Source organism: Polynucleobacter sp. AP-Latsch-80-C2 (genome assembly GCF_018882185.1).
In the GTDB taxonomy this organism is placed as follows: Bacteria; Pseudomonadota; Gammaproteobacteria; order Burkholderiales; family Burkholderiaceae; genus Polynucleobacter.
In genome coordinates this window covers 1-26251 of the sequence record NZ_JACVOY010000006.1, presented here as the reverse complement: position 1 = coordinate 26251, position 26251 = coordinate 1, and the positions used below count along the sequence as shown (strand labels likewise).

Sequence of the window (26251 nt, the reverse complement as noted above, 5' to 3'; positions counted from 1 at the left end):
AAAATAGCGTTATGAATGATATGAATCCCGCCTTCCTGAAAGCCAGCGCCATGCCGGATGTGCAATCCAATGTGGATGAGCGTGCCTTGCCGATTGAGCAGGTTGGTATTCGGGGTGTGCGTCATCCTTTAACGATTCGTAGCAAGACGGGTAATTTTCCTTCAGTAGGTCAGTTTGAAATGGATGTCGCTTTGCCTGCGCATGTCAAAGGTACGCACATGTCCCGTTTCATGGCGCTATTGCAAAAACAAGATGAGCCAGTAGACAGCACAACAGTAGTTGCTATGGTCAATGAAATGTTGCCTTTGCTCGATGCTAAAGAAGGTCATATTCAATTTACTTACACCCACTTTGTCAAAAAAGCAGCGCCAGTGTCTGGTGTAGAAAGCTTGATGGATTACGAAGTCACTTGGATGGCGACGGCTAAGCAAAATGCCACTGGTGCAGGGGATGTTGAGTTAGGCTTGCGCGCTCAAGTGCCTGTGATGAGTTTGTGCCCTTGCTCAAAAGAGATCTCAGAATTTGGTGCGCACAATCAACGCTCTCATGTCACGATGACAGTGGTACTGGATTCGCAAACCAAAATGACAGTAGAGGATTTGATTACTGCTGCTGAGAGCGAAGCTTCTAGTGAGTTGTGGGGCTTACTCAAGCGTCCTGATGAGAAGTGGGTTACTGAGCGTTCTTACAGTAATCCAAAGTTTGTAGAAGACTTAGTGCGCGATGTGGCTGGACGTTTAAAGAGTGATCAACGTATTCGCTCCTTTGTGGTTGAGGCTGAGAACTTTGAATCTATTCACAACCACAGCGCCTTTGCCAGAATTAGCTTCGCTAAGTAATCTTATTTAAGGTTATTACTCGCCAAATCCCAGCGGGGTTTGATATCAAAGGCTCCCGATGTTGTGGAGCCATTGTTTTTTGTGAGCATGCGCAATGCGCCTGCAAATGCAATCATCACGCCGTTATCGGTGCAAAGCTCAAGAGGTGGGTAATGCACAGCAAATCCATTTTTCTTCGCCATGGCATTTAATGCAGACCGCAGCTGTAAGTTTGCGCCAACACCACCGGCCAAGACCAAATCTTTGCATCCTGTTTGTTTTAGGGATTTTTCAGATTTGCTAACGAGAACAGCAACAATCGAATCAACAAAACTTCTGGCAAGGTCAGCACGAAATTGCTCAGTCTCTGGATAGATTGCATCGACCGCGACATTATTTTTCGCAGCATATTTTTTTGCTTGATTGAGTACAGCAGTCTTCAATCCTGAAAAAGAAAAATCTAAATCGCCTGAGTGCAGCATGGGTTTAGGTAAGTCAAAGATACCTGGATGACCTTTTTCAGCCAACTTCGAGATGGCCGCACCACCGGGATAATCTAAACCTAGCAGCTTGGCAGTTTTATCGAATGCTTCACCAGCGGCATCATCTAAGGTTTCACCTAGAAGTTCGTATTGACCAATGCCAGAGACTTTCATAAGCTGGGTATGGCCACCTGATACCAACAGGGCAACAAAAGGAAATTCTGGGGCTGACTCTCCCAAAAGAGGGGAAAGAAGGTGTCCTTCTAGATGATGCACCCCAATTGAGGGGAGATTGAGGCTTTGAGCGAGGGCTTTGGCAAAAGCGCTACCCACGAGGAGGGCGCCAGCCAAGCCAGGCCCCTGGGTGAAGGCCACCGCTTCAATATCGGCCATTTTCAGGCCAGATTGGGCCATGGTTTGATCTAACAGGGGTAAAACCCGGCGTATATGGTCGCGGGAGGCGAGTTCGGGAACAACGCCCCCATAATCCCGGTGCATGGCGATTTGAGAATGCAAACCTTGCCCTAGAATGCCTAAAAACGCAGGTTTGCCCTCTTCCCAGGGTTTGGTGTTGTATAAAGCCACCCCGGTCTCGTCACAAGAAGTTTCTATTCCTAAAACAATCATTTTTTCGCTTGGTCGTGCTAGAATCGCAATTCAGTTAATTTTTCGATATTTATCGAGCATATACGAGTTAAACAAGCATGACTACAGTCCGCCTCCGCGAAAACGAACCATTTGAAGTGGCATTACGCCGTTTCAAGCGCACCATTGAAAAAAATGGTCTTTTAACCGACTTGCGTGCTCGCGAGTTCTACGAGAAGCCAACAGCTGAACGTAAGCGTAAGAAGGCCGCTGCTGCAAAACGCCATTACAAGCGTATTCGCAGCCAAATGTTGCCTAAGAAGCTTTACTAATAGAATTTAAAAGCTCTCTTCACCGAGAAGCTTTGAAACCCGCTGACGGTGAGACGCAGCGGGTTTTTGCTTTTTAATCGCTAGTAATCATTCAATATTAAATCCATCAGGAACTTAGTCATGACTTTAAAAGATCAAATCACTGAAGATATGAAATCCGCAATGCGCGCAAAAGAAACTGCACGCTTGGGCGCGATCCGCCTTTTATTGGCCGCTATTAAGCAGCGTGAAGTCGATGAGCGCATCGTGGTTGATGATGCGGGCGTCATTGCTACCGTTGAAAAAATGATTAAGCAACGTAAAGATTCCATCTCCCAGTTTGAAAAAGCAGGCCGTGATGATTTGGTAGCAATCGAAGTTGGTGAGATGACAATTTTGCAAGCCTACTTGCCAGCGCAGTTATCTGATGCGGAAGTCGAGGCGGCAGTCGCTGCAGCAGTAGCTTCAACGGGAGCTGCAGGGCCTCAAGATATGGGTAAAGTCATTGGTGCGCTGAAAGCCCAACTGGCTGGCAAAGCTGATATGGGCAAGGTTTCAGGTTTAGTTAAAGCTGCGCTCGCTAAGTAAACCAATTCATTAAGCGAATTCGTTTCATACTAGCTACATGGCGCTCATTCCCCAATCTTTCATTGCCGATCTCTTGAATCGGGTTGACATCGTTGATGTGGTTGGGCAACACGTAAAACTGAAAAAAGCGGGTGCGAACTTTCAAGGTTTGTGCCCGTTTCATTCTGAAAAGTCACCCTCATTTTCTGTTTCACCAACGAAGCAGTTTTATCACTGCTTTGGATGCGGGGCACATGGTTCAGCGATCAGTTTTCTCATGGAGTATTCCGGCTTGGGTTATGTGGATGCTATTGAGGATCTCGCACGTTCCGCTGGTTTGGATGTGCCACGCGAAGAACGTACTGCTAATGATGTAGCAAGAAAACAGCAGGCGATGGCCTTGAGCGAGGTGATGAGTTCGGCGGCCGATTGGTATCGCCAACAGTTAAAAGGTAACCCTCACGCGGTCGACTATCTCAAGGGCAGGGGTTTAACTGGAGAGATTGCTAAGCGTTATGCGCTGGGCTACGCCCCAGATGGTTGGCAAGGATTAGAAGCAGTCTTTGGCACTTACGCGAATGATGAAGTTACTAAGACTTTGCTCGAGGGCGGTCTGTTAATTCAAGGTGAGCAAACAGATAACAATCAGCCAGTAAAGCGTTACGATCGTTTTCGTGATCGCGTGATGTTTCCCATTCGCAATCCAAAGGGGCAAACGATTGGCTTTGGTGGACGCATCCTGGATCAGGGGGAGCCTAAGTATTTAAATTCTCCAGAGACGCCTTTGTTTTCAAAAGGCAATACGCTTTATGGTTTGTTTGAAGCAAGGCAAGCGATCCGTGCGCAAGAGTATGTCTTAGTGTGCGAAGGTTATATGGATGTGGTCGCTCTGGCACAGCTTGGGTTTCCGAATGCGGTAGCAACACTGGGAACGGCATGTACTGCAAACCACGTGCGCATGCTGATGCGTCAAACAGACAAGGTCGTGTTTTCCTTTGATGGCGACTCTGCCGGACAACGCGCAGCGCAACGTGCATTAGAAGCATGTTTACCACTCATGTCTGACGATAAAGAAATTCGTTTCTTATTCTTGCCAACTGAGCATGATCCCGATAGCTATGTACGTGCCTATGGTGCACCGGCATTTGAAAAAGTCATCAAAGAGGCTATGTCAATCTCTAGCTTCTTCTTTAAGATTGTGAGCGAAGGGCATGAGCTTACTACCCCAGAGGGTAGGGCACATACACACCACGCTGCCAAGCCTTTATTGCTCTCGATGCCACCGATTGCGCTGCGTACTCAAATTTTGCGTGAATTAGCGATTCGTACCAATACCACTCCTGCAGAGTTAGAAGCGTTCTGTGGTTTATCGGTGGCTCCTGCTCCAGTGCAGCAGCCTACGCAAACACGTACTCAAAATAATTTTCCAAATGCAAACAATCGACAAGGCGCACCTTGGCAAGCATCGAAAGGTTCAGCTAAGCGTGTTGCTACACAAAATATTGATCCGCCTAAAGCGCCTACGGATTTGGCGGAACAGATGTTACGGGTATTGATTCAGTTTCCGCATTTGGGTAAAGCGCTCGATGCTAATAAACGTGCATTGGCACTGAAGGCAGCTGAACAACGCTCAAGCAAAGCACTCGATTTAATGAGGGATTTATTGGTGCAATGCGATCAGGTAGAATTAGTTCCTGGTGCAGATGGTAAGCCTGGTGTTGTAGGTGCAGGCTCCTTTGCCATGTTTCAGGAACAACTCTCTCGAAGTGAGTTGGCGCCGCTCTATGAAATGCTGAGAAAACGAGTGATGGACTCAGATTTAGATCTTGATGGCGCCGCTGCTGATTTGGATGGTGCCTTTAAAAAATTGGAATTGACTCACCTAAAACAAGAAATGACGGACATTGCCCAGAAAATTGCTGGAAATACGGCAAATGACCAGGATCGGGCTAGATATCGCGAGTTAGGCGAAAAACTGAAATTCTCCTAAGAATTTTCTGAAATACCCCTAGAAATTCCCTTAAATTCCCCCATATTTATAGGAGAACAAAGGGTAAAAAAGTCGCAATCGACTATAATCCTCTGTTCCCAAGAAAAAAACGAATTAATTCAGCTACTTGCGCTTTGTTTTCAAGAAATTTGGGGCAAGTGGACAACGGGGCTGTACTTAATCAGTCGATATCAATAACAGTAATGTGAGTAAGTGCTAATAAATGCCTAATACCAAGACCAAAAAACCAGTTAAATCCGCTAAGTCAGTAAAAGCGGCTGCTAAACCAGCGCCAAAAGCCAAAGCCCCAGCAAAACCAGCGCCAAAAGCCAAAGCCCCTGCTAAGCCAGTAAAAGCGGCCGCAAAGCCAGCCCCAAAAGCCAAGCCTGCTGCTAAACCAGCGTCAAAAGCGAAGGCCCCGGCCAAACCAGCACCGAAGGCAAAGACTCTAGCCAAGCCCGCTCCAAAAGCGAAGGCGCCTGCAAAACCAGTTAAGCCAGTAAAGGCAGCAGCTAAACCTGCACCAAAAGGAAAAGCTCCAGTTAAGTCAGTAAAGGCAGTTGCTAGCCCAGCACCAAAAGTGAAAGCCCCTGCGAAGCCAGTGAAGCCTGTTGCAAAAGTGCCAGCGAAAGCAGCGAAGGTGGAGGTTAAAGTTGAGGCCCCTAAAAAAGCAAAGGCTGCCGCTCCTAAGGTCGAGGAAGTAAAAGAACTTAAAGGTAAAAAAGCTAAGGATGTAGTAGCCGAAGCGCCAGAAGTTGTAGAGGAAGAAAAGAAGCGTGGTCGCAAAGCTAAAGCCGATGCGCCAGCAGAAGGCGCAGAGCCTGTACTAACGGAACGTCAAAAAGCACGTGAGCGTAAGGCAAAAGAAAAAGCGCTCTTAAAAGAATTTGCTGCCCAACAGTTAGGTACTGAAGAGCAACAAGAGTTACGTCGTGCTCGCTTGAAGACTTTGATCAAGATGGGTATGTCTAAGGGTTACTTAACCCATGGCGAAATGAATGACGTGATGTCTGACGAATTGTCTGATGCAGATGCATTAGAGACTTTGATCAGCCTGTTAAACGACATTGGTATTACTGTTTACGAACAAGCGCCTGATGCAGAAACCTTAATCCTGTCTGATAACACCGAAGCTGCCGCATCTGAAGAAGAGGCGGAAGAAAAGGCTGAAGCAGCACTTTCTACAGTGGATTCAGAATTTGGTCGTACAACCGATCCTGTACGTATGTATATGCGTGAGATGGGTACAGTAGATTTGCTGACTCGCGAAGGCGAGATCGTGATTGCCAAGAAGATTGAGGCTGGCCTCAAAGACATGGTGATGGCCTTAGCAGCTTGCCCAGTCACCATTGGCGAGATCTTGAGCAACGTAGATAAGATCGCTAGCGGCGAAATGGAAATCGATCAATTTGTGGATGGCTTGGTAGACCCAAATGCGGAAGATATCAAGCTCGGACCAGAAGAACCAGAAATCGACCCAGATGCAGAAGAGGGTGATGAAGAAGGCGGTGAAGATGAAGGCGGCGGTGGCGGTGGTGCTGCAACAGCAAACGCTAAACAGCTCGAAGAGTTAAAGCAAATCTCCCTGGAGAAGTTTGCAATCGTTCGTACCCAAGCTGACAAGATGCGTCGTGCTTTCGATAAAGAGGGTTACAACTGTCCTGCATACGTTAAGGCGCAAGATGCCATTCGTGCTGAGTTGCTTGGTTTCCGCTTAACAGCGAAGAGTGTTGAGAAGTTATGCGACACCATGCGCTCACAAGTAGATCAAGTATGGAAACTCGAGCGTGGCATCGTAAGCTTGTTGGTAGACAAGGTTGGCGTTAATCGTAGTGAAGTTTTAAAAGACTTCCCTAAGATGTCCATGAATTTGACTTGGACTGATAAGTTGCTCAAAGAGAATAAGCCTTACAGCGCACTCCTGGAGCGTAACGTCCCTGCAATCCAAGAACTTCAACAGAAGTTGATTGATATTCAGAAGAATGTCGTTATTCCACTTCCAGAGTTAAAAGAAGTAAACAAGCAAATGATCGCGGGTGAGAAGCGTGCTCGTGAAGCTAAACGTGAGATGACAGTAGCCAACTTACGCTTGGTAATCTCGATTGCTAAGAAATACACCAATCGTGGCTTGCAGTTCTTGGATTTGATCCAAGAAGGCAATATCGGTTTGATGAAGGCAGTAGATAAGTTTGAATATCGTCGTGGATATAAGTTCTCTACCTATGCAACTTGGTGGATTCGTCAGGCAATCACGCGTTCTATCGCTGACCAGGCCCGTACGATCCGTATCCCAGTGCATATGATTGAGACGATTAACAAGATGAATCGTATTAGCCGTCAAATCTTGCAAGAAACTGGTCATGAGCCAGATGCCGCAACCTTGGCCCTCAAGATGGAAATTCCTGAGGACAAGATTCGCAAGATTATGAAGATTGCTAAAGAGCCGATCTCCATGGAAACACCAATTGGTGACGATGAAGATTCTCATTTAGGCGACTTCATTGAGGATGGCAATACATTGGCACCAGCTGAAGCGGCATTGCATGACTCTATGCGCGATGTGGTGAAAGACGTTCTCGATTCATTAACACCGCGTGAAGCAAAAGTATTGCGTATGCGTTTCGGTGTTGAGATGAGCACAGACCACACTCTCGAAGAAGTAGGTAAGCAGTTTGACGTTACACGTGAGCGTATTCGTCAGATTGAAGCTAAGGCCTTGAGAAAAATGCGTCACCCAAGCCGTAGCGACAAGCTCAAAACCTTCCTCGAGGAAGATTGAACCAAAGACTAAAGGGCCTATAGCTCAGTTGGTTAGAGCAGAGGACTCATAAAGTTGGATAGAGGACTAAGACAGTTTTACAACATTAGTTCTTAGCATTGCAAAGCTATCAGTTCAATACGCACCACCTTCTACGGTGGTGCGTGGGTTTGCGACAACACCTTCAAGCGTTTGTAGTCGCGAAATAATATTTTAGACAGCACACTAGCGTGCTATGTCGCTACTTCAACAATTTAATCTTGCACAAGTGGATGCTGACGCTGATAAGAATATCAAAGCAGTAGGTGGCAAAGCCACGCTGTATAAGCGTTCTAGCACACAGCATTGGCAAGTGCGATTTAAGTTGGCCAATAACAAATGGCACTCTCAATCTACATGCACGCCAAACAAAGATGAAGCTATTGCAAAGGCTGAGCTCATCTATCAAACAGTGCAAATCAAAACGCAGGCAGGCCTTACGCCAATCACAAAGACCTTTAAGCAGATTGCTGTAGATGAAGTAAAAGGGATGACCCAAGCAATGGCAAGTGGCGTAGGTAAGAGGACTTATAGAGACTATATCTTTGCCACTAACAAATACCTTATTCCCTTTTTTGGCAACTACACAGTAGAAAACATTACTACTGAGCTAGTAAGGGACTTTGAAGGATGGCGTATAGCTGTGATGGGAAGGATACCTATGCAAAGCACCAAGCGTAATCACTCATCAGCCTATATACGCATCATCAACCTAGCCAAAGAGCGTGGAGTGATTAGTAGCACTCGCGTGGTGCCAATGCTTGATAGCAAAGGAGAAAAGAGTCGTGCTCGTCCAGCCTTTAGTGATGGGGAGTTGGAAGCATTGATAGCTTATGTTCCAAGTTGGATAGAAACATCCTACACAGCAAGAACAAGGCAGATGCGAATCTTGTGTGGTGTGTATATAGAGTTCCTCGTCAATACAGGCATTAGGCATGGCACAGAAGCCTTACCCTTGCGTTGGAAACACTTGCAGTGGCACTACATAGGGGAGAAGAAATACCTACGCATATGGGTCAGTGGCAAAACTGGACCACGCTACTTGATTGCCAAAAATGAAGTATTGGCAGTATTAGAAAGGCTCATGCAATGGCAAGAGCTTGCCTACGCAACGCTAGACGCTTTGATTGAAGCCAAGCTAGATAAGTTGATATTTAGACTGACTACAGGCGAGCAAATCAGCAATATGGAAAACATCTTTCGCAATCTAATGAAGCACAGTGGCTTGATGTTTGACAGTGGAGGGCAAAGACGAACGCTGTATAGCCTACGCCATACCTATGCTACAAGGGCTTTGGCTAAAGGTGTTGATATTCACACGCTTGCAAGGCAAATGGGAACAAGTGTTTTGATGATTGAAAAGCACTACAGCAAGATAACTCCAATGCTCAGTGCTGAGAAGTTGGCTTAGCTATTTGATATTTTTTAAAATAAAAGGTTATCAAATAATAAGTCTGCGAACTAATAAAAAGATAAATTAATGGCTCAATAAAAAATTTAAATCTCATATTTTCACCAGATTCGAAAACGATACTAATCACAGCAATTATAAAAATTGGAAAACTAAAACCAATATCTTTAATAAGACTCTTAGAGGGTGTTCTAAGGAAATAATGCATAGAAAAAAATATAAGGACAATAGGAAGCACAGGCGCTGACATCAACTTTTCAGAATAGCTTTTCCATCTTATAGGGATGGAGTTCAGAATTTGATTTGAAGAAAAATAGTTACTTGACGGCTCCATATAAAGTAATAAATTTGTTTTATACATGCTTATAAAATCTTGGAATGACATATGCTTCAATTTAAAAACATAATCATTGATATATAATTTGTTCAGCTCAAGATGGACGCTATTATTAAAATTTTCTGAATTATTCGACTTGGTTTTATTTATTAATACAGATACCTTTGGGTTGGAATGCTCGATAGTTTTTTCATCAATAACATGTTGTTGACAGACCGCTAGCGAGCGACATAAATTCATACCCGTGAAGCTTGAAGTTGAGGTAATTCCAAATAGATAATATTGTTTAAAAAGAAAAAGGCTAATTACTACAGATGTAATCAATATAAATTTAAATAATTTCTTCTTGGGATACCCGATTAATAAAAGACTAACCCCAATAATTATTATCCAAGGCCATTGAAATATGGACCTCGTAAAAAAAAGTAGCAAAAAAGATACTGAAAGCAAAAGAGTGCTCACACTTTCATTATTTTTAATTTTCCAAGTAAGATAAAAAAACCAAAAAATTAAAAAAGAAGATAGGAGGGTGGTTTCCAACGTTGTGGAGTAGAGAAGGATTGCTGGACTGGCTGAAAATATAATTGTGCCAATTACCCCAAACCATATTCCTGTGAGCTTAACTAGCCAGCTATACATAACGAGACTCATAAGGCCATAAATCACCGCCCATAATATGTAAAGGCCAGTATCAACTTGGTATTGTGTTGAAAGATAGTCACCATCCCAGAATATATTTCCCAGCACCATTCTTAAAAAATCGAATATTGGTGGCTGTATGTGTAAATACCAGATGCTGGTTAAGGGTTCATTTATAAGGTCCCTTATTGAAATTGTTTGCATCATGCTCTCTGACGGTATTCCGTGAAAATATACTCCCGCAATTGCATTGGTTCGCATATGATTCTCGTAAATCAAGAGCAAGGATGTTAGGGAGATGCAAAGCAAAAAGCCAACGACTTTTTTAAATTGCATGCTGAGAGAGTGATGGGCATTTATCGTCATTAATAAATTATTATAGTAATAACTAAAATAACTATCAAATTAATCCCATATATTTTAATTTCTTATTCCCCTTAACAGCTTTGTATCGAATTCTATTGCTAGGAAGTTGATATGTTGAGAGTTAATTCGAATATAAACCATGCCTAAACTAAACATCACCCATCTACCAGAACGCTTGCAAAAGCGTTTGGAGCAACTTGAGCGTGGTGAAGCATTGGAAGCAAGAGATATCAATGCCTTGTTGAATGATGAGCAAAAGCAAAGACTAATGAAGGCTTGGTCAGAACAACAAGCATTACGAAAAAAACATAAACCACCAAAAACGGAAGAAGAGCAAAAGAAGATTGGTTGGAAAACAATTAGGGATGTGCGTATAGAAATCTACAAGCAAGCTATAGCTGAAACTGAAACTAATTTATTAGATGGCTATAAGGCTGAGTTAAAGAGACTTGAAGTAAAGAAAGCTCGTGTGTTTATGGATGCAGTGAGCTTGGCAGGAAAAGAAGGTAAGAATATGTTGAGTGCTGGAAATATTGCGCTTGCACGAGCTGGTTTTGGTGCCACTCACTCAAGCGTCAATCAGCGTGACAGAGAAATAAATGCAATGGAAGATGCACTACGCAAGCAATTAGAGGAACAAGCTAGTGATGAAGAAAAAGAGCAATTGGCTATTTTGAGAGAGCACGAAAAAGCACTAGAAAAGAGGAAAAAGTAGTGGTTTAGCAAAAAGCAGTGTTTTTGCGAATATAGACAAAAACCCTGCGTTTTAATAAACCCATATACCACCTAGCTTCCAAGCCCATTTTTTTAGCCAAAAACACTGCATTTAACTAAACCATCCATCCATACCACCAAAAACCATCTCAAACCAAGTTCCCAACTTGGTCAAACTACACCATCTCCACAGCATTTCTCATAAGCTCACTATTGCAATCTATATAGCATTGCACGCTACTCAGTGCCTTGTGTCCACTTAAACCCATAATCACACGCACACCAATACCTTTGTTGGCTAAGGTGGTGATGAAGGTTCGTCTTGCTGAGTGACTTGAACAGCCATCCAAACCCAAACGCTTATACAAGTAATGGAAGTGTTGCGTTAGTGTATTGGCTGTAAATCCATCGCTATCTCGCTTTTGACTGTAGAAGAACTTGGCATTGATATTGTCACAAGTGAGTAACTTTGAGTATTGCTGTAGTTCTTTACGTAATTTCTCATTGACGAATACTGTGCGTGCTTCATTAGTCTTTGTGTTCTCAGCCAATAATAGTATTTCGTTCTTTATATTGCCTTCCATATCTACAACATCTTTAATGCGAAGACTTGCTACTTCGCTGACACGCATGCCTGTGTTAAACATCATCATTACTAATGCTCTATTGCGTGCGCTGTGCTTGCGTGTAGCAACATAATCAAGCACTTTGCGTATTTCCATGTTGTTTAATACTTTTGCTTGCTTGGCCATAGTGTTCTTTCCAAAATAAAGGTTTGCTATAGCTAGATTGTGTTTTCTTTGTTTATTTTTTCCTACCTCTTGTTGCCAATATTCATTCATGTGTAATTTCTTCCAATAATCAATGACTTGCGTATGAGAACCACTGTTTTTGAACCAATACCAAAGGTTCTTCGTTAAATATTTGGTATGAGGTATTTATTGGCTTTGTCGTCTATTTCCCACATTCTTCAATAGACTTGCGTATAGCGTCTATGTGCTGTGTGTTTAATTCTCAGCTGTGTTGCTATTAGATAGTTAGATTAAATTGCTTGTAGAAGCAATTTGATGTGTTTGTTTAGAAGTTAGCTACGCTAACTTGTGCCTTCATAAAAGCTATCGCTTTTATTCAGCACTTTCTTTTTTAATTAACTTTAATTGATTTAATTGAATTTGCTATTAGATATCTTTTACTAGGAAGCATAAGCCACGCTTACTAAAATAAGCGTGGCTTATTGAGTAATCTCGTAAATACTTTTACTGAGGTTTTCATAACTGATACACACACAACTTGATTTAACAAGGAAGGTAGGTTCTGCTATCACCTTTTAAGTGCTCGTCTAACGCAACACTTCCACAGCGTATATCAGTAGCTTTGTGGAGTGTTTGTAGGTTTAATGTGGCGTCCTACTCACTTTATTCACGCATCACTGCATTACCAACTATTACGACTTCACATAATGTAACTGCCACAAGGTGGCGTCATTTAAGTATCTAATCAGTATTGCTGAGTAGATATAGTGAAGAAGCGAGTAATGAGCAACCCTTTCATACCGTCACACATCAGAACGGATTTAAGAGCACTATAGTAAACGGCGTGCCAACCTTTATCTCATTTGTATTTTATTTATGCAAGACCAAACAAAGCTAATTATTTATAGGTGATTTGTTTGGTTTGAGATGGTCTGATTTGGTGTTTGGTGGCAAATAGTGGTCGTCCAAGTGCATAGGCTGAAGCTACAGTAGGTATATGGGGTTTAAGGAAAAGCAGGGTTTTTATAGATTAAAAAAGTCTGCTTTTTGTTAAACCATATCTATATACCAACTTGGAGAAGCAAATGAGCACATTAGACGTATTGAAATTATCAACAGCAAAAAAGCCTACACATCTGCCACAAATTGTTTTACGCAGAAATAAACTATCAAACAAACTATGGGAGCAAATTCAATTAGCAAAAAGTCAAATTGAAGGCACGCAGTTTGTAGTAAAGAAATATAAGAGTGTGGTGGATAAGGAAACAGGCCTACGCAAACAAGTAGAAGTTCCCAAGCGTATTCGTGAGTGGTGGTTTAAGAATGAACAAGGCAAGATGTGCGTGAGCATTAGATATGGCACTCAAACCATTGAACTTACTAAAGGCAAAGGCAGCATTGAAGTAGATAGTGCTTCAGCGTTAATTAAAGCATTAGAGCTTGTCAAGCAAGCAGTAGAGAGTGGTGAGCTAGATGCACAAATCAACAACGCAAGCGTCAATGTGCGTAAGGTGTTTGATAAGTAGTTATATGAAACAGTTTCGTGCAACAGTAAGGGCAAGTGGAATGGTGGTGACTACGGTGGTGTTCGCCACTTCCACGCTTGAAGCACAAAAGATATTGCAAGCGCAGTTTGGCGCCAACAATGTGATTAGTATTCCTACGCAAATCCACTAAGCCTATGCTCGTCAAAGAAGTCGCCACCATCAAGCCTATAAAGCCACTGACGCCACAGCAACAGCGTATTGACACGCTCAAGCAACAAGTTAAACGCAGTCAAGAAGCTGTCAAAGCAGAGCGTCAGCGTCAGCAAGTGGCTAAGGCACAAGCTCAATTGGCCAAGGCTCGTCAGTCACTTTCTAGCTAGACTAAGGCATTATTAAACACTCGCACCCTATAAGGTGTAAAGGTTGGGAAAGGTTGGCACAGTCAGAACATTCGTCAGCATAGGGAAAACTATTACAATAGCCACTTACAGATTTACGCAAGATTTAACGGGCCTATAGCTCAGTTGGTTAGAGCAGAGGACTCATAAGAAAGAAGCCCTTGGGGTCTTGCAATAAAGACCTCAATAGATTCAAGAGCTTAGTGGTGAATTAGGTAGTCAAAATTGCTTACACACCGCTTACACACCGGAGCAAAAACCGAGGTGTGTAGTAAATGCGGTTTTTATGTGGTTTTGCAGTAAAAAACACCCGTTAAAAGGTGTGCAGTAAAAGTAAAGTTTTAGGGCCTATAGCTCAGTTGGTTAGAGCAGAGGACTCATGGCGTAAGTTGTGCCATATACGTGGAAACTGTATATGGGATGGTGTCAAATTCGGAGAAAGCTAAGTCTAGTAATAGATACGCTAACGCCGAGCCAAGCTTCAGCGTGAAAGTGCTGTTGAAGGTGTAGAGACTAGACGGCACCCATCTAAGTTCAGATGTTAAGTTTGAATATGATGAAGGCATAGTCCAGGGAGTAGTGAAAGCTACACAAACCGGAATCCTTTGGTCCCAGGTTCAAGTCCTGGTGGGCCCACCAGAAAAGCAAACCCTCATCAGCAATGGTGGGGGTTTTGTCTTTTGAGCGTTACTTTAAGTAACAGTTTTATCAAGCTAGTGAATCTGCCCACTCGATGCAAATTCTCTCAGAGCATTACCAGGTGTGATTGTACTTTTGTAAAGTGGTCCACAGGGAGTATCGGCCATCATCATTGAGAGTGAGTAGCAATCATCTGCATAATGCATGGACTGATAGCCTTCTAGGTGATAGGTGAACATATTCAAAATACCAATGATGCTGCGATTAGTTGATTTGCAATACACCACTTTATCAAGATGATCTAATTCCTGTTGCATAAAAGCTTCACTTACACCTTGAGATAGCAAGATCTTAAATAGGTATTGTGGGAATCGTTCTACCAAGTTCGATGCTGGGGCTAGAGGCATCAACACTGGTAGCAGGGTTCTTTCATTTACAAATAAGGCTACCTGTGGTTTTGAAAATATTGCCTTAGCATACCAATTACCCAAAATATTGTCTCCCTTCCCGGCGGGTTCGTTGACGCCTGAAGGTACCCGATCTAATAATTGTTTTGAGCAGTGTAAATAAAACATTGGAAAGTATCTCTTGATTAGGTCTAAGGTCGCCTTACTTTTTACCATATGTAGTATCAAGTATTTGAATTGTATTGAAACCCATAAATCCAAGCGTTACTTTAAGTAACGCTTGTCCCTTCGTAGTACCCCATAAACACCCCAATAATCACCATATATAGCCACACTTTCTTTTGGCTAAATTGACCCCAGTAATTTATCCAAAGAGGTTGCTCTAGCCTGGTGTCAGAAGCTAAAGTATGTGTATGGCAACTGCAAAAGAAAGTACACATCAACTCATACACCGTAACCTAACCCTCTATCAACGCGAGCATAGTGCCGTATGGCAATGTCGCTATAAGGTAGATAACAAGTGGATACGGGCAACTACCAAAGAGACCCAGCTTGATTTGGCGGTTAATAAAGCTAAAGAGCTATTGGTAGAAGCAGAGATTCGCAAGCGCTCTGGCATCCCAGTGGTAACCAAACGCTTTAAAGATATCGCCATGCTGGCTATTGATCGGATGGAGCGAGATTTAAAGGGCGGATTGGGTAAGTCAATCTACAAAGACTATATCCGTATTATTAATGAGCATTTCATACCCAGTCTTGGGCAAAGGCTCATTACCAATATTGATTACGATGCCCTGCAGCAGTACTACGACGATCGTGAGGCTAAGTATGGATTGGCTTTGTCGAACAGCAATCGTAAAACCCAAAATGCCGCATTTAATCGAGTTTTTGATGAAGCTATTGTTAGGGGTTACCTAACAGAGAGTAATCGCCCCAAGCTAGATGGCAAAACTAAAGAGAGCGTTCGCCGTCCTGCATTTGAATTGCATGAACTCAGGGCCGTATTAAAACTTCTGGGTCCATACATAGAATCAGGCAGAACTCGGGATGTGCGTGAGCGCAGAGAGATTCTTAGAGATTATGTAGAGATGTTGGTTGATACAGGGGCAAGGCCAGGCATAGAACTATTGGATATGAAATGGAAGCAAATCCGTTTCATGATGAACCCTATTAGTACAGTCACAGATCAATTGGATGAGGAGGGTGAAGTCATTGAAGTGCATAGTCTAAACCGTAGTTGTGAGATGACAGTAAAAGGTAAAACAGGGCAACGGCAGATTATTGGACGCTTGCCTAGCATTAGAGTTTTAGAGCGGATTGCTTTGCGAAACTACGGCGTGGCTAGCTCAATTAAAGATCCATTGGCTGAGCTGATTAAACCCACTAACGATGACTACATCTTTAGAACCAAAGAAGGCAGAGATTTAAGCGATGTCTTAAACCATATGTTTGATGGCTTCCTAGCCGACCATGGTTTACTAATAGATCCTAAGACCAATCAAAAGCGGGTGTTCTATAGCCTGCGTCATACCTATGCCACGTTAGCGCTTACTCACGATATGGTACCTATTCATACTCTAGCCAAACAAATGGGTACTAGCGTCTTAATGATTGAGAGGCACTATAGTCACTTACAGGTAATACAGGCTATTGAGCAATTGCGTGGGACTAATACTAGAAAGCTCATTGAGGCGGATAGTAAGGCGGCTGATAACTATCCTAGCAAGAAGCAGATCCAAAAGAATGAGGCATTAAAGATAGGGGCTGTATTAGCCTAGACTGCTGAATTTTTGTGCAAAAAGGGTGTTTGCCTGTTAAAAAATGCTCTTTTCTATATAGATCGATGCTAACATGTATAAAAATATCGTTTTTCTATACATATTAAAAGAACATGCATACACCCAAAATACAGCCGCTTGAAAGCCTGGATGGCGCAAGATTTGATACTCCAGCTATTTTAAAAAAATTAGCGGAAAGCAGCCGGCTACTTGCTGAGCTAAAAGGGGTGGCGGCAACCATTCCAAATCAAGGCATATTAATTAATACGCTTGGTCTGCAAGAAGCTAAGGATAGCTCTGAAATTGAAAACATCGTAACCACTCATGATGAGCTTTTTAAAGACGATCTGTTGCCAGAATCAGTTGATGGTTCTGCTGCCAAAGAAGTCTTACGCTATAGGCAGGCACTCAGAATTGGTTTTGCGCAAGTGTGTGAGTCAGATTTATTAACTAGTAATCATATTTTGCTAATTCAGGCAGAGCTTGAGCGAAATAATGCAGGTTACAGAAAGCTGCCCGGCACTAGCCTAAAGAACTCCCAAGGCGATGTCGTATATGAGCCACCACAAGATCCCGAAGAAATTATTCAATTAATGAAACAGCTTGAGCGTTTTATCAACGATTCAGATTTGTATCAAGTTGATCCATTGATCAAAATGGCTTTGATTCACCATCAATTTGAGAGCATTCATCCGTTTTACGATGGCAATGGCCGCACAGGCAGAATTATTAACGTGCTCTATCTAGTGAAAGAACGGCTGCTAAACATACCTGTTCTCTACTTAAGTAACTATATCGTTCGCAATAAATCAGAATACTACCGACTCTTGCAAGCGGTGCGTGATGATGATGCTTGGGAAGAATGGGTTCTGTACATGCTAGAGGCAGTACGCGATACATCGGGTCAAACTATTAAAAAAATTAATGAAATAAAAAATGCTCTATATGACTATAAACATCGCATTAGGGATAAGCATAAATTTTATAGCCAAGATTTAATCAACAATCTATTTGCTCACCCATATACAAAGATTGAATTTGTGATGCGTGATCTAAAAATTTCCAGACTTACAGCAACCAAGTATCTTGATAAGCTTGCTGAGGATGGATTTTTAGAAAAGAGAAAAATTGGGCGTATTAATTACTACATTAATACCGCTTTGAATCAAATTCTTTTAAGTTAAGCCTTCCAAAGCCTTCCGTAAGTAGGGATCAATATCTCCTTGAGTTAGTAACCACTGCTTGTAATCACTAGGAACATCCGCTAGCAACATTCCTTTATGTTTGCCAAATGGCATGGTGGTTGGGGTTCTAGCTTTCTCAGATTCCCCATACAATTCTTCAACGGTTTTAACGTCTAGCTGCTGACAAATGTGATCTAGGATCACTGCGCAAATACCCACATCAACAAGGGCTGAATGGGCATTACGTAATTGCTCGCGTGCTGTAGCTCGCTCTAAGTAATACATCAGTGCGCTTTGATTGTGGCTATCTAAATCAGGCCAAAGTTTACGAGCAAGTGCCAGTGTACAGATACGTTTGATTTCAGGTTTACCAATTACTTCCCAGTCAAAGTCCACGTTGTGCCCAATGATGTAGTCCACGTGTCCAGGCAGGGTAAAGCTAGCGGCCGGTGGGCAATTGACTAACTCTTCATCCATGATGTGATGTGTGGCTAGCGCACCTAGAGTAATGGGTTTACCAGGGTTATAACGCTGCACGAAAGGGCTGGTAATAGTAAAGGGTTCAATAGATGCAAGTTCAACCCAAGCAGCTTCTATTAATACGGGTTCTTTAATGCCTGTAGCTTCGGTATCGAAAATAATGGTTTTGGACATGGGTAATTAGGGTGGGTAGTTATGGGTGTAATTATGAGCGTTACTTTAAGTAACGGTGGCAATAGCATTTGGCATGAGCCTCGCATAGCCTGTCTGTCGTTTGGATAATCAATCCCTTTTTTGAGTGAAAACCACCAGAAACCAGCCGAATTCACATCAATTTGAAATTGGCTAGGGTCTAGATAAGTTAAAAATCTTGCGTTGAACTTGGATAAGATTTTGCCTTTCCTTTTCTGCCTTATACAGTTTCTTGGCTCTTTCACTGCCATTCTTTAGGCTAGCTAGTCTGGCTTTTTCAGGGGTAAGGGGTTTGATTGTTTTAATGGGTTTGATTCCGAATTCATAGAAGCGCATAACTGTATTTAAGCCAATAGCAATCAATCATGCATTTCTGTGTAATTAAGAACATTGCCTATCCCGTACTGCATCTCACCCAATTGTTTGGCTTCATATTGACCTTCCGCATACACAATCGTATTGGCGGTTTGGGTTTGGCTAATGCGCACCCAAAGAATATATTGTTTCATTTGGAAAATCCTTCCTTAAGTAGTCCAGCTGCTCGCTCAATTTGTGCATCTAGTTCACCAGCTTCCACAGCAGTCTTAATCATCTCTAGTGTGCGAATAAGCTCTTCAGGCTTATCTAGTTCAATAGCTGTTTTACCTTGGGCTATTTCTATGGTCTTTGACCCATAGCGCACAACGAGGCAGGACTTGCCATTTTGGGCAGTAAACCACCAGGGCTTAATGCGTTTGGGCACTTCAAGAGTTTTAATATTGCCTTCAATATCTTTTAATCGCTTGGTTTTGAGTGGGGCATAGCTAGCCCCTGCATTTTTAGCTTCTGCTAATTGAATTTGCTCCCACAGCTTATCGGATAGCTTATTACGCCTTTGGACAACAGTGGGCAATTTGGCGGGTTTGGTAAAGTATGTGTACGGCAATTAAAAAAGAAAGTACACATCAACTCATACACCGTACCCAACCCTCTATCAACGCGAGCATAGTGCCGTATGGCAATGTCGCTATAAGGTGGATAACAAGTGGATACGAGCTACTACTAAAGAGACTCAGTTTGATTTGGCTGTGAATAAGGCTAAGGAGTTGTTGGTGGAAATGGAATTCGTAAAAATTCTGGGATTCCAGTGATCCTTAAGGGCTTATTTGCTATATGACAAGGTAAAAGCGGGTCATTTATATAGGTTCCCAAAAGGAACTTATTGCGCTATAATGGAACCACCTAACGGAGAACAATCATGTCTATTAACGTGAAATTATCGGAAAACCTTGTTGAGCAAGCTAAAGTGTTTGGAAGTGTTGAGCATCGCTCAGTACCTAAGCAGATTGAGTATTGGTCGCAAATTGGCAAGATCGCTCAAGAAAACCCAGATTTGCCATTCTCTTTGATTCGCGAGATCTTGATTGCCGATCAAGAGCCAGTCGTTGGTGAGTACGTTTTTAACTAATGCGTTTACTGGTCACGGCCACTTTTGCAAAGGCTACAAAAAAACTGCATACACCGCAAAAGCTAGAGTTAGATGCTGCACTTAAGCTTATTTGCAAAGATCCTGAGATCGGCGAGGCAAAGGTGGGAGATTTGTTAGGCGTATACGTTTATAAATTTAGGTTGTCTCAGCAACAATGTTTATTGGCGTATCGAATTTTGGATGCAGAAAGTATCAAACTATTAACATTTGGCCCGCATGAAAATTTCTATAGAAATTTAAAACGTCAAGACGAGTAATGAGCGTCTTTAATTCAATGATTCATAGTGATAGTCGCTGGGTGAATGGTGTCAAATTCGCAGAAAGCTAAAGGTAGAAATACTTTGAGCGTGTAGAGACTATACGGCACCCATCTAAGTTCAGAAATGAATACGGTGAAGGAATAGTCCAGGGAGTAGTGAAAGCTACACAAATCGGAATCCTTGGCTCCCAGGTTCAAGTCCTGGTAGGGCCCACCAGAAAAGCAAACCCTCATCAGCAATGGTGGGGGTTTTGTCTTTTGAGCGTTACTTTAAGTAACGTTTTGCAGGATATATAAATTAATGAATTTGTCCACTCAGAGCGAATTCCCTTAGAGCATTACCAGGTGTGATTGTGCTTTTGTAGAGTGGTCCACAGGGAGTATCGGCCATCATCATTGAGAGTGAAAAGCAATTATCTGCATAATGCATGGACTGATTGCCTTCTAGATGATAAGTAAACATATTTAAAATGCCAATGATGCTGCGATTGGTTGATTTGCAATAAATCACCTTATCAAGATGATCTAACTCCTGTTGCATAAAAGATTCGCTTACACCTTGAGAAAGCAAGATCTTAAATAGGTATTGTGGGAATCGCTCTACTAGGTTTGATGCTGGAGCTAGTGGCATCAAAACTGGTAGTAGGGTTCTTTCATTTACAAACAACGCCACCTGAGGTTTTGAAAATATTGCCTTAGCATACCAATTGCCCAAAATATTGTCTCCCTTCCCAGCGGGTTTGTTTACGCCTAAAGAGACCCGATCTAATAATTGTTTTGAGCAGTGTAAATAAAACATTGGAAGGCGCCTCTGATTAGGTCTAAGGTCAACTTTCTTTTTACCATATGCGGTAAAAAGTTTGAATTTTATTAAAATCCATAAGCCTTACCGTTACTTAAAGTAACGCTCATTCTCGATTTATTGCCATTAGCCACCACAACTAGCCACAAGTTCTTTTGGCTAAATTGACCCCAGTAATTCATCCAAAGAGGTTGTCCTAGCCTGGTGTCAGAAGCTAAAGTATGTGTACGGCAATTAAAAAAGAAAGTACACATCAACTCATACACCGTACCCAACCCTCTATCAACGCGAGCATAGTGCCGTATGGCAATGTCGCTATAAAGTGGATAACAAGTGGATACGAGCCACTATCAAAGAAACCCAACTTAGTTTGGCGGTTAATAGGGTTAAAAGAGACTCAGAGTATCGTTAAACGCTATTTAAGCAGGGTTTCTTGTCAATTCCTGACTAAAAACTTTACAATGATTTCATAAAACTTTACAATAATTCCATAAAACTTTACAAAAATAGACATGAAATTTGCCAATACAAAGCGCTCCCAAGAGGTACGCCAGTTCTTGGTAAATGGCGTTAAAGCCAATCAACTCGATTTAGCTCATGCTGCAATGGCAAAGTTTGGCCTTACTAGGCAGGCTATCCATGCACATTTTGCAGCCTTAGTTAAGGATGGATTTTTAGCTTCCAGCGGAAGTACCAAGGCGCGTGTATATCAATTAGGTATAAAGCGATTTCATGACGGTCTATTTAAATTAAAGGGACTGGAGGAGTCTGAAGTCTATTCAAGTGACTTTAGTGAAATATTTAATGGCTTGCCTAAAGAAATTGCCAATATTTGCCATTACGGCTTTACTGAAATGCTAAACAACGCCATTGATCATTCGGAAGGTACTGAGGTCTATATTCATGTAGAAAGAACGCCTGATTTTGTTTCAATAGCTATTGTTGACAATGGCGAGGGAATTTTTAACCATATTGCTAGATTATTGAAGTTACATAATCCACGTGAGTCTATTTTGGAGTTGAGCAAAGGAAAGCTTACAACTGATCCAAGAAATCATACTGGGCAAGGAATCTTTTTCTCATCCCGAGCTTTTGATGAATTCTTTATTTTCTCTGGTGATTTAGTCTTTACGCATGCTGACGGTTCGGAAATAGACTTTTTACTACATAACGAAAACAGTCATCAAGGAACCAGGGTTGTCATGAAAATAGCGCTTAATTCAGAAAGAGTATTGCGTACGGTATTTGATAGTTTTAGTGGTACGGAAGATGAAGATTATGCGTTTAATAAAACCGTTGTTCCAGTGAAGTTGGCTCTATACGAAGGTGGGCAACTTATTTCGCGTTCGCAGGCGAAGCGAATTTTAAATCGTGTTGATCGTTTTAAGACTGTACTATTAGATTTTAAAGGTGTTGGATCAATTGGTCAGGCCTTTGCGGACGAAGTGTTTCGTGTTTTTATTAAACAAAATCCGCAAATTACCATTCACCCTATTAATGAGAGCTTAGAGGTTAAAAAAATGATTAAGGCTGCTCAAAGCAATTTAGGATAGAGACACTACGGCACCCAACAAAGTTCAGGAATGGATATGATGATGGCATAGCTCAGGGAGCGGTAAAGGCTACAGAAACCAGAAGCCTTTGGTCCCAGGTTCAAGTCCTGGTGGGCCGGTAATCCCCCCTTAGGTACGTACCGGACACATGCTTTACGTCCGGTACCGACCACATGGTTTACACCTTTACCAATCACATCCCCAATACTTTGGGACCAAATGGGTTTTCTAAGGCTTGTACCCGAGAAGACTCCATATCAAAGTAAGCCATATCGGCGGGTACATTTAGAGCTACGTAATCAACAGCAATACTTAAACCACAAGACCGTGCAAAAGCTGATGGGTCAACTTGGCCTAAAGTCCACTGTTCGCCCTAAGCGCTATCGGTCCTATAAAGGCACTATCGGTAAGGTGGCACCCAATTTACTAGAGCGTAACTTTGGAGCAAGCAAACCTAATCAGAAGTGGGTCACTGATGTCACTGAGTTCAATATCAAAGGTGAGAAGGTGTATCTCTCACCGATCTTAGATCTATACAACCAAGAGATCATCTCCTATGAGATTGCTGATCGGCCACAGATTAGCTCGGTCATGCAAATGCTCCAAAGCGCATTTAAACAACTGGGACCAAAAGACAAACCTATGTTGCACTCAGACCAGGGTTGGCAATACCAGATGGGGCTGTATCAACAGGCCCTTCACCAGCAAGGCATTACTCAAAGCATGTCTAGAAAAGGCAATTGCCTAGATAACGCTGTCATGGAGAACTGGTTTGGGATTATGAAGACCGAGTTCTTCTACCAAAAGAAGTTTGAGGATGTTCAGTCATTTAAGGCAAAGCTAGAGGAATACATCCACTACTACAACCATGATCGAATCAAACAAAAACTAAAGGGATTGAGCCCGGTGCAATACCGAACTCAATCCCTCGTGCTAACCTAACTAAACTGTCCAACTACTGGGGGTCAGTTCACTAGGGTGGCTTTTTTGTTAATGAATCAATTTTTTAATTAACCCATTCTAATAATGAAGAACCTAGTGGTTGAGTGCCAAACTTAAAGCCAGGCTTAATGTCAGGCATAGCTATCTGACTTGGCAAATAAGTAACTTCTCCAAAAGGACCTTTAATCTTTGCAGTTGGTAAATCGGCTTCCTTCACAATATCCGCGAAAGGCAAGGCACCGCCTAAAGCACTTGCATCTAGCAAGCCCACTTCTTGAGCCCACATACACATTCTGGTTAAAGAGACGCGAATCTGATAACTACCGCCTTCAATAGAGCGACGGTATAACGCCGCTGCAACCGCTGCCGAACCCACATAGGCAGCTAAATAGTCAGCAAAAATTACCTGTAATGGCATGATCGGTGCATCTACCGCGCCCTCCGAATCAACATATCCAGAAACAGCTACCGCAAGCATGTCAAAACCCCTAAAGTTTGCCCACTCCCCCTCAAAATCAAAACATCTTAATTCATGAGAAATAATTCCTGGGCGACTAGTTGCTAAACGTTTAGGGGAGATTCCGCGTTGATCTAGATTCAAATAAGAGCAAGTAAATACGTCAGCGTTTTGAAGCAGCTTAAAGAACTGACGCTGGTCTTCTTCGACATCGAAATCACAATACGCCGCCCTTTTACCAATATCAGTTTCTAAACGCCAATTGGGATGATCGGGGTAATTTGGCTTACTTAGGTGCAAGACATCAGCGCCAAACTCTGCCAGGGTTCGACCTGTGATCGGTCCACCAATCACGTGGGTGCAATCCAATACTTTCATACCAGTTAGAGGTTGATCTAAGGCACCGGCCGGAAAAGGAATGGGATCGCTGTCACCAATTTTTTCTATTTCAACAACTGGCTTCTTCGCCAAACGAGCGCCCACTGGGTGCGCCCACCACTCTTCAGCAGTCCGAACCATACCAATTGCACCAGCCTCTTTTCGAATAGCTAATTCAAGCTCTTCGGCATTCCACTTCATAATTTCCGCTTCAACTGCAAATCGGGTTGGCTCACACTTGAGAACTTTAAACATGGCATCTCGTAAGCGTGGATAGAAAAGCTCGATCTTCACGAATCGGCCATCACGAGTGGGGTAAAACTCGGCACTCATCGGTGAATCAACATTACCTCCAGCCTCACCAAAGTCAGTAAACGGCAATTGACGTCCATTCTGTCTCATGTATGCAATTCCATGATGCTGGTGAACGCCACTTTCAACGCTCGTAGTAACGCTTTGTGGCTTACCACCACGCGCTACCCAGATATCACTTAGGGCCATGCCTAATGCAGCTTGTGCTGCAGCCATCAACTCACCAAATCGATGGCGGGATGCAAGTATTGGGTCCTTACCCAAAATAGTAACTTTTTCCTTAAAATCTGCTTCACGCTTTCCAATTGCGCTGAGCATCATGTCTAGCGCTTGTTGTGCAGATTTGCTGTCGACCTGGGCCATAAAATTTACCTTTAATTAAATTTGTATTAGTTATATAAATACAGAAAAAGTTTAATTGACTTGACATCATTAATGCCAATATTTGTGTTCGGTTTTAATTAAGAATACCCCACTAAATGAACTGCTGTCAATTTAGTACCACTGCCAGTGAGAGATTTTCTATATTAAATCATTGCATATAGCTAGGTTGGATTTGAGTAATTCTAGGCAACATTGCCTGTGGTGCTGGTGGTCTATAACCCAACGAACTATGTGGCCTTACTTGGTTGTAATGATCCTTCCATTGCTTGGTTAGAACCTTGGCTTCTTCTAGGTTGTAGAAGATCTCCCCATTAAGAAGCTCATCTCTAAGGGTTCCATTGAAGCTTTCGCAAAAGCCATTTTCCCAAGGCGAGCCTGGTTCAATGTAAGCAGTTTGAACCCCAATTTCCTTGAGCCAATCTCGCAATACTTGAGCTACGAACTCCGGACCGTAGTACATGCAGAATGGTAGTCAGCCGCAGCAATTTAAGCCATGCTGGTGATTGCGAGATCATCAATAAGGAGTATTGCTATGGCTGACCACTTAAACTGAATCGCTACCAATATCCTAGACACTTGCCAACCTCGCTTGGTACTGCTGTTCAAATCTTACCGGAGAAAGCCCATTGTTGTAACTATGGCGTCTAACCGGGTTGTAAAACATTTCGATGTAATCAAAGATATCTTCTCTTGCTTTTGCTCTGCTGGCATAGGTTTTACGTTTGATCCGCTCCCGCTTGAGTAGTTGGAAAAAGCTCTCGACTACAGCGTTGTCATGGCAGTTTCCGCGCCGACTCATGCTTTGCTTGAGGTTGTGTTCTTTTAAGAACGCCTGCCACTCGTAACTAGAAAACTGGCTGCCTTGATCGGAGTGGATCATCACGGTTTGCTGGGGTTTGCGTTTCCATAAAGCCATCAGCAAAGCTGAGACTACGAGCTCCTTATCCATCCGTCCTTGCATCGACCAGCCTACAATCTGGCGGGAGAATAAATCCAAGACCACCGCCAGGTACAGCCAACCCTCATGCGTGCGGATATAAGTAATGTCCGTTACCCAGGTCTCATTAGGCTCTAAAACATCAAACTGCTGAGCCAGGTGATTGGGAGCGGTGACATGAGGCTTACCAGCATGATGCCGTGGTTTGCGCTTGTAACCTGTTTGAGAGCGTAGGCCTTGCGCCTTCATCAAGCGATACACCCGCTGTTCACCACAAGCAATCCCCAGATCTTGCAGATCATCATGGATCTTGCGATAACCATAGATGGTGCCGCTTGCCAGCCACGCTTGCTTAATCTGGGTCACAATCATTTGGTTCTCACACGCTCGAGACGAGAGTGGCTCTTTAAGCCAGGCGTAATAGC

The 26251-nt window shown here is 42.8% G+C and carries 25 protein-coding genes and 2 pseudogenes; 16 read left to right on the top strand and 11 right to left on the bottom strand.

Annotated features, from left to right (window positions below; translation table 11 throughout):
* Positions 1–11 precede the first annotated feature (11 nt).
* The gene (gene folE2, locus ICN47_RS07855) at positions 12–839 is read left to right on the top strand and encodes a GTP cyclohydrolase FolE2 (protein ID WP_216219388.1); all 828 of its coding nucleotides are present in this window, start codon (positions 12–14) and stop codon (positions 837–839) included.
* Between the two features lie 2 nt (positions 840–841).
* Here the strand turns inward: folE2 and tsaD are convergent, their stop codons facing one another.
* Positions 842–1927 carry a tRNA (adenosine(37)-N6)-threonylcarbamoyltransferase complex transferase subunit TsaD gene (gene tsaD, locus ICN47_RS07850; RefSeq protein ID WP_216219387.1) on the bottom strand — a complete coding sequence of 362 codons (1086 nt, stop codon included), beginning with the start codon at positions 1925–1927 and terminating at the stop codon, positions 842–844.
* A gap of 77 nt (positions 1928–2004) precedes the next feature.
* On the opposite strand from tsaD, the gene rpsU reads away from it, so the two are divergent.
* The 5 genes from rpsU (at position 2005) to ICN47_RS07825 (ending at position 8961) form a co-directional block, all read left to right on the top strand.
* Positions 2005–2217: a 30S ribosomal protein S21 gene (rpsU, locus tag ICN47_RS07845; protein WP_011903537.1), complete on the top strand. Its 213-nt coding sequence runs from the start codon at positions 2005–2007 to the stop codon at positions 2215–2217.
* A 120-nt stretch (positions 2218–2337) separates the two neighbouring features.
* A complete protein-coding gene (locus ICN47_RS07840; protein WP_216219386.1) occupies positions 2338–2784 on the top strand; it encodes a GatB/YqeY domain-containing protein in 447 nt (148 codons plus the stop codon).
* Positions 2785–2821: 37 nt separating this feature from the next.
* On the top strand, positions 2822–4753 hold the full coding sequence (dnaG, locus tag ICN47_RS07835; protein WP_216219385.1) for a DNA primase: 1932 nt from the start codon (positions 2822–2824) through the stop codon (positions 4751–4753).
* Between the two features lie 223 nt (positions 4754–4976).
* Positions 4977–7532 (top strand): RNA polymerase sigma factor RpoD, encoded by a 2556-nt coding sequence (gene rpoD, locus ICN47_RS07830; RefSeq protein ID WP_216219384.1) that lies wholly within the window; start codon positions 4977–4979, stop codon positions 7530–7532.
* 214 nt (positions 7533–7746) lie between these two features.
* Complete coding sequence (locus tag ICN47_RS07825) at positions 7747–8961, top strand: tyrosine-type recombinase/integrase (RefSeq protein WP_216219383.1); 1215 nt, start codon at positions 7747–7749, stop codon at positions 8959–8961.
* Here ICN47_RS07825 and ICN47_RS07820 read toward each other — a convergent pair.
* The gene (locus tag ICN47_RS07820) at positions 8939–10303 is read right to left on the bottom strand and encodes a hypothetical protein (protein WP_216219382.1); all 1365 of its coding nucleotides are present in this window, start codon (positions 10301–10303) and stop codon (positions 8939–8941) included. The genes ICN47_RS07825 and ICN47_RS07820 overlap by 23 nt on opposite strands.
* Before the next feature lie 175 nt (positions 10304–10478).
* Here ICN47_RS07820 and ICN47_RS07815 point away from each other — a divergent pair, with 175 nt between their 5' ends.
* Positions 10479–11018: a hypothetical protein gene (locus tag ICN47_RS07815; protein ID WP_216219381.1), complete on the top strand. Its 540-nt coding sequence runs from the start codon at positions 10479–10481 to the stop codon at positions 11016–11018.
* Between the two features lie 175 nt (positions 11019–11193).
* Here ICN47_RS07815 and ICN47_RS07810 read toward each other — a convergent pair whose 3' ends face one another.
* On the bottom strand, positions 11194–11769 hold the full coding sequence (locus tag ICN47_RS07810) for a site-specific integrase (RefSeq protein ID WP_216219380.1): 576 nt from the start codon (positions 11767–11769) through the stop codon (positions 11194–11196).
* A gap of 1085 nt (positions 11770–12854) precedes the next feature.
* Here ICN47_RS07810 and ICN47_RS07805 point away from each other — a divergent pair.
* The 3 genes from ICN47_RS07805 to ICN47_RS07795 are packed head-to-tail and all read left to right on the top strand — an operon-like array spanning position 12855 to position 13636.
* Complete coding sequence (locus tag ICN47_RS07805; protein ID WP_216219379.1) at positions 12855–13295, top strand: DUF6641 family protein; 441 nt, start codon at positions 12855–12857, stop codon at positions 13293–13295.
* Between the two features lie 4 nt (positions 13296–13299).
* Positions 13300–13446, top strand: a complete 147-nt coding sequence (locus tag ICN47_RS07800) for a hypothetical protein (RefSeq protein WP_216219378.1) — start codon at positions 13300–13302, stop codon at positions 13444–13446.
* A gap of 4 nt (positions 13447–13450) precedes the next feature.
* Entirely contained in the window at positions 13451–13636 is a 186-nt protein-coding gene (locus tag ICN47_RS07795) for a hypothetical protein (protein WP_216219377.1), read from the top strand.
* Positions 13637–14367: 731 nt separating this feature from the next.
* Here the strand turns inward: ICN47_RS07795 and ICN47_RS07790 are convergent.
* On the bottom strand, positions 14368–14868 hold the full coding sequence (locus ICN47_RS07790) for a hypothetical protein (RefSeq protein ID WP_215292738.1): 501 nt from the start codon (positions 14866–14868) through the stop codon (positions 14368–14370).
* Between the two features lie 245 nt (positions 14869–15113).
* Between ICN47_RS07790 and ICN47_RS07785 the strand changes: the two genes are divergently transcribed.
* Together ICN47_RS07785 and ICN47_RS07780 are read left to right on the top strand one after the other, a co-directional pair.
* Positions 15114–16478, top strand: a complete 1365-nt coding sequence (locus ICN47_RS07785; protein ID WP_216219376.1) for a hypothetical protein — start codon at positions 15114–15116, stop codon at positions 16476–16478.
* A gap of 113 nt (positions 16479–16591) precedes the next feature.
* Positions 16592–17662 carry a Fic family protein gene (locus ICN47_RS07780; RefSeq protein ID WP_112209627.1) on the top strand — a complete coding sequence of 357 codons (1071 nt, stop codon included), beginning with the start codon at positions 16592–16594 and terminating at the stop codon, positions 17660–17662.
* On the opposite strand, the gene ICN47_RS07775 is transcribed toward ICN47_RS07780, so the two are convergent.
* From ICN47_RS07775 to ICN47_RS07765, 3 genes are all read right to left on the bottom strand, one after another.
* Entirely contained in the window at positions 17654–18316 is a 663-nt protein-coding gene (locus ICN47_RS07775) for a putative quorum-sensing-regulated virulence factor (protein WP_216219375.1), read from the bottom strand. The two genes, ICN47_RS07780 and ICN47_RS07775, sit on opposite strands and share 9 nt — an antisense overlap.
* Before the next feature lie 377 nt (positions 18317–18693).
* Entirely contained in the window at positions 18694–18843 is a 150-nt protein-coding gene (locus tag ICN47_RS07770) for a hypothetical protein (RefSeq protein ID WP_216219374.1), read from the bottom strand.
* Positions 18840–19226, bottom strand: coding sequence for a DUF6641 family protein (locus ICN47_RS07765; RefSeq protein ID WP_255538969.1), 387 nt, complete (start codon positions 19224–19226; stop codon positions 18840–18842). The genes ICN47_RS07770 and ICN47_RS07765 overlap by 4 nt, the downstream gene beginning before the upstream one ends.
* A 345-nt stretch (positions 19227–19571) precedes the next feature.
* Here ICN47_RS07765 and ICN47_RS07760 point away from each other — a divergent pair, with 345 nt between their 5' ends.
* Together ICN47_RS07760 and ICN47_RS07755 are read left to right on the top strand one after the other, a co-directional pair.
* Positions 19572–19781, top strand: coding sequence for a hypothetical protein (locus ICN47_RS07760; RefSeq protein ID WP_112209613.1), 210 nt, complete (start codon positions 19572–19574; stop codon positions 19779–19781).
* Positions 19781–20059, top strand: a complete 279-nt coding sequence (locus tag ICN47_RS07755; protein ID WP_216219372.1) for a type II toxin-antitoxin system RelE/ParE family toxin — start codon at positions 19781–19783, stop codon at positions 20057–20059. Before ICN47_RS07760 ends, ICN47_RS07755 begins: the two co-directional genes overlap by 1 nt.
* 300 nt (positions 20060–20359) lie before the next feature.
* Here ICN47_RS07755 and ICN47_RS07750 read toward each other — a convergent pair whose 3' ends face one another.
* Complete coding sequence (locus tag ICN47_RS07750) at positions 20360–20860, bottom strand: hypothetical protein (protein ID WP_112209611.1); 501 nt, start codon at positions 20858–20860, stop codon at positions 20360–20362.
* A gap of 515 nt (positions 20861–21375) precedes the next feature.
* Between ICN47_RS07750 and ICN47_RS07745 the strand changes: the two genes are divergently transcribed.
* Positions 21376–22416, top strand: a complete 1041-nt coding sequence (locus ICN47_RS07745) for an STAS-like domain-containing protein (protein WP_216219371.1) — start codon at positions 21376–21378, stop codon at positions 22414–22416.
* A 270-nt stretch (positions 22417–22686) separates the two neighbouring features.
* Positions 22687–23358, top strand: a pseudogene (locus ICN47_RS07740) (IS3 family transposase); the annotation flags it as partial.
* Positions 23359–23422: 64 nt separating this feature from the next.
* Here the strand turns inward: ICN47_RS07740 and ICN47_RS07735 are convergent.
* The 3 genes and pseudogenes from ICN47_RS07735 to ICN47_RS07725 form a co-directional block, all read right to left on the bottom strand.
* Positions 23423–24868, bottom strand: a complete 1446-nt coding sequence (locus ICN47_RS07735; RefSeq protein ID WP_215302937.1) for a CoA transferase — start codon at positions 24866–24868, stop codon at positions 23423–23425.
* Positions 24869–25037: 169 nt separating this feature from the next.
* Positions 25038–25340: pseudogene (locus ICN47_RS07730) on the bottom strand (integrase core domain-containing protein); the annotation flags it as partial.
* A 117-nt stretch (positions 25341–25457) separates the two neighbouring features.
* On the bottom strand, positions 25458–26251 hold a 794-nt coding region (locus tag ICN47_RS07725; protein ID WP_216219370.1), incomplete at its 5' end, for an IS3 family transposase.

What these genes read in the sequence shown, in the direction of transcription:
- folE2 (WP_216219388.1), top strand. Translation starts at nt 12, where the DNA reads ATGAATGATATGAATCCCGCCTTCCTGAAAGCCAGCGCCATGCCGGAT.
- tsaD (WP_216219387.1), bottom strand. Translation starts at nt 1,927, where the DNA reads ATGATTGTTTTAGGAATAGAAACTTCTTGTGACGAGACCGGGGTGGCT.
- rpsU (WP_011903537.1), top strand. Translation starts at nt 2,005, where the DNA reads ATGACTACAGTCCGCCTCCGCGAAAACGAACCATTTGAAGTGGCATTA.
- ICN47_RS07840 (WP_216219386.1), top strand. Translation starts at nt 2,338, where the DNA reads ATGACTTTAAAAGATCAAATCACTGAAGATATGAAATCCGCAATGCGC.
- dnaG (WP_216219385.1), top strand. Translation starts at nt 2,822, where the DNA reads ATGGCGCTCATTCCCCAATCTTTCATTGCCGATCTCTTGAATCGGGTT.
- rpoD (WP_216219384.1), top strand. Translation starts at nt 4,977, where the DNA reads ATGCCTAATACCAAGACCAAAAAACCAGTTAAATCCGCTAAGTCAGTA.
- ICN47_RS07825 (WP_216219383.1), top strand. Translation starts at nt 7,747, where the DNA reads ATGTCGCTACTTCAACAATTTAATCTTGCACAAGTGGATGCTGACGCT.
- ICN47_RS07820 (WP_216219382.1), bottom strand. Translation starts at nt 10,303, where the DNA reads ATGACGATAAATGCCCATCACTCTCTCAGCATGCAATTTAAAAAAGTC.
- ICN47_RS07810 (WP_216219380.1), bottom strand. Translation starts at nt 11,769, where the DNA reads ATGGCCAAGCAAGCAAAAGTATTAAACAACATGGAAATACGCAAAGTG.
- ICN47_RS07805 (WP_216219379.1), top strand. Translation starts at nt 12,855, where the DNA reads ATGAGCACATTAGACGTATTGAAATTATCAACAGCAAAAAAGCCTACA.
- ICN47_RS07800 (WP_216219378.1), top strand. Translation starts at nt 13,300, where the DNA reads ATGAAACAGTTTCGTGCAACAGTAAGGGCAAGTGGAATGGTGGTGACT.
- ICN47_RS07795 (WP_216219377.1), top strand. Translation starts at nt 13,451, where the DNA reads ATGCTCGTCAAAGAAGTCGCCACCATCAAGCCTATAAAGCCACTGACG.
- ICN47_RS07790 (WP_215292738.1), bottom strand. Translation starts at nt 14,868, where the DNA reads ATGTTTTATTTACACTGCTCAAAACAATTATTAGATCGGGTACCTTCA.
- ICN47_RS07785 (WP_216219376.1), top strand. Translation starts at nt 15,114, where the DNA reads ATGGCAACTGCAAAAGAAAGTACACATCAACTCATACACCGTAACCTA.
- ICN47_RS07780 (WP_112209627.1), top strand. Translation starts at nt 16,592, where the DNA reads ATGCATACACCCAAAATACAGCCGCTTGAAAGCCTGGATGGCGCAAGA.
- ICN47_RS07775 (WP_216219375.1), bottom strand. Translation starts at nt 18,316, where the DNA reads ATGTCCAAAACCATTATTTTCGATACCGAAGCTACAGGCATTAAAGAA.
- ICN47_RS07770 (WP_216219374.1), bottom strand. Translation starts at nt 18,843, where the DNA reads ATGAAACAATATATTCTTTGGGTGCGCATTAGCCAAACCCAAACCGCC.
- ICN47_RS07760 (WP_112209613.1), top strand. Translation starts at nt 19,572, where the DNA reads ATGTCTATTAACGTGAAATTATCGGAAAACCTTGTTGAGCAAGCTAAA.
- ICN47_RS07755 (WP_216219372.1), top strand. Translation starts at nt 19,781, where the DNA reads ATGCGTTTACTGGTCACGGCCACTTTTGCAAAGGCTACAAAAAAACTG.
- ICN47_RS07750 (WP_112209611.1), bottom strand. Translation starts at nt 20,860, where the DNA reads ATGTTTTATTTACACTGCTCAAAACAATTATTAGATCGGGTCTCTTTA.
- ICN47_RS07745 (WP_216219371.1), top strand. Translation starts at nt 21,376, where the DNA reads ATGAAATTTGCCAATACAAAGCGCTCCCAAGAGGTACGCCAGTTCTTG.
- ICN47_RS07735 (WP_215302937.1), bottom strand. Translation starts at nt 24,868, where the DNA reads ATGGCCCAGGTCGACAGCAAATCTGCACAACAAGCGCTAGACATGATG.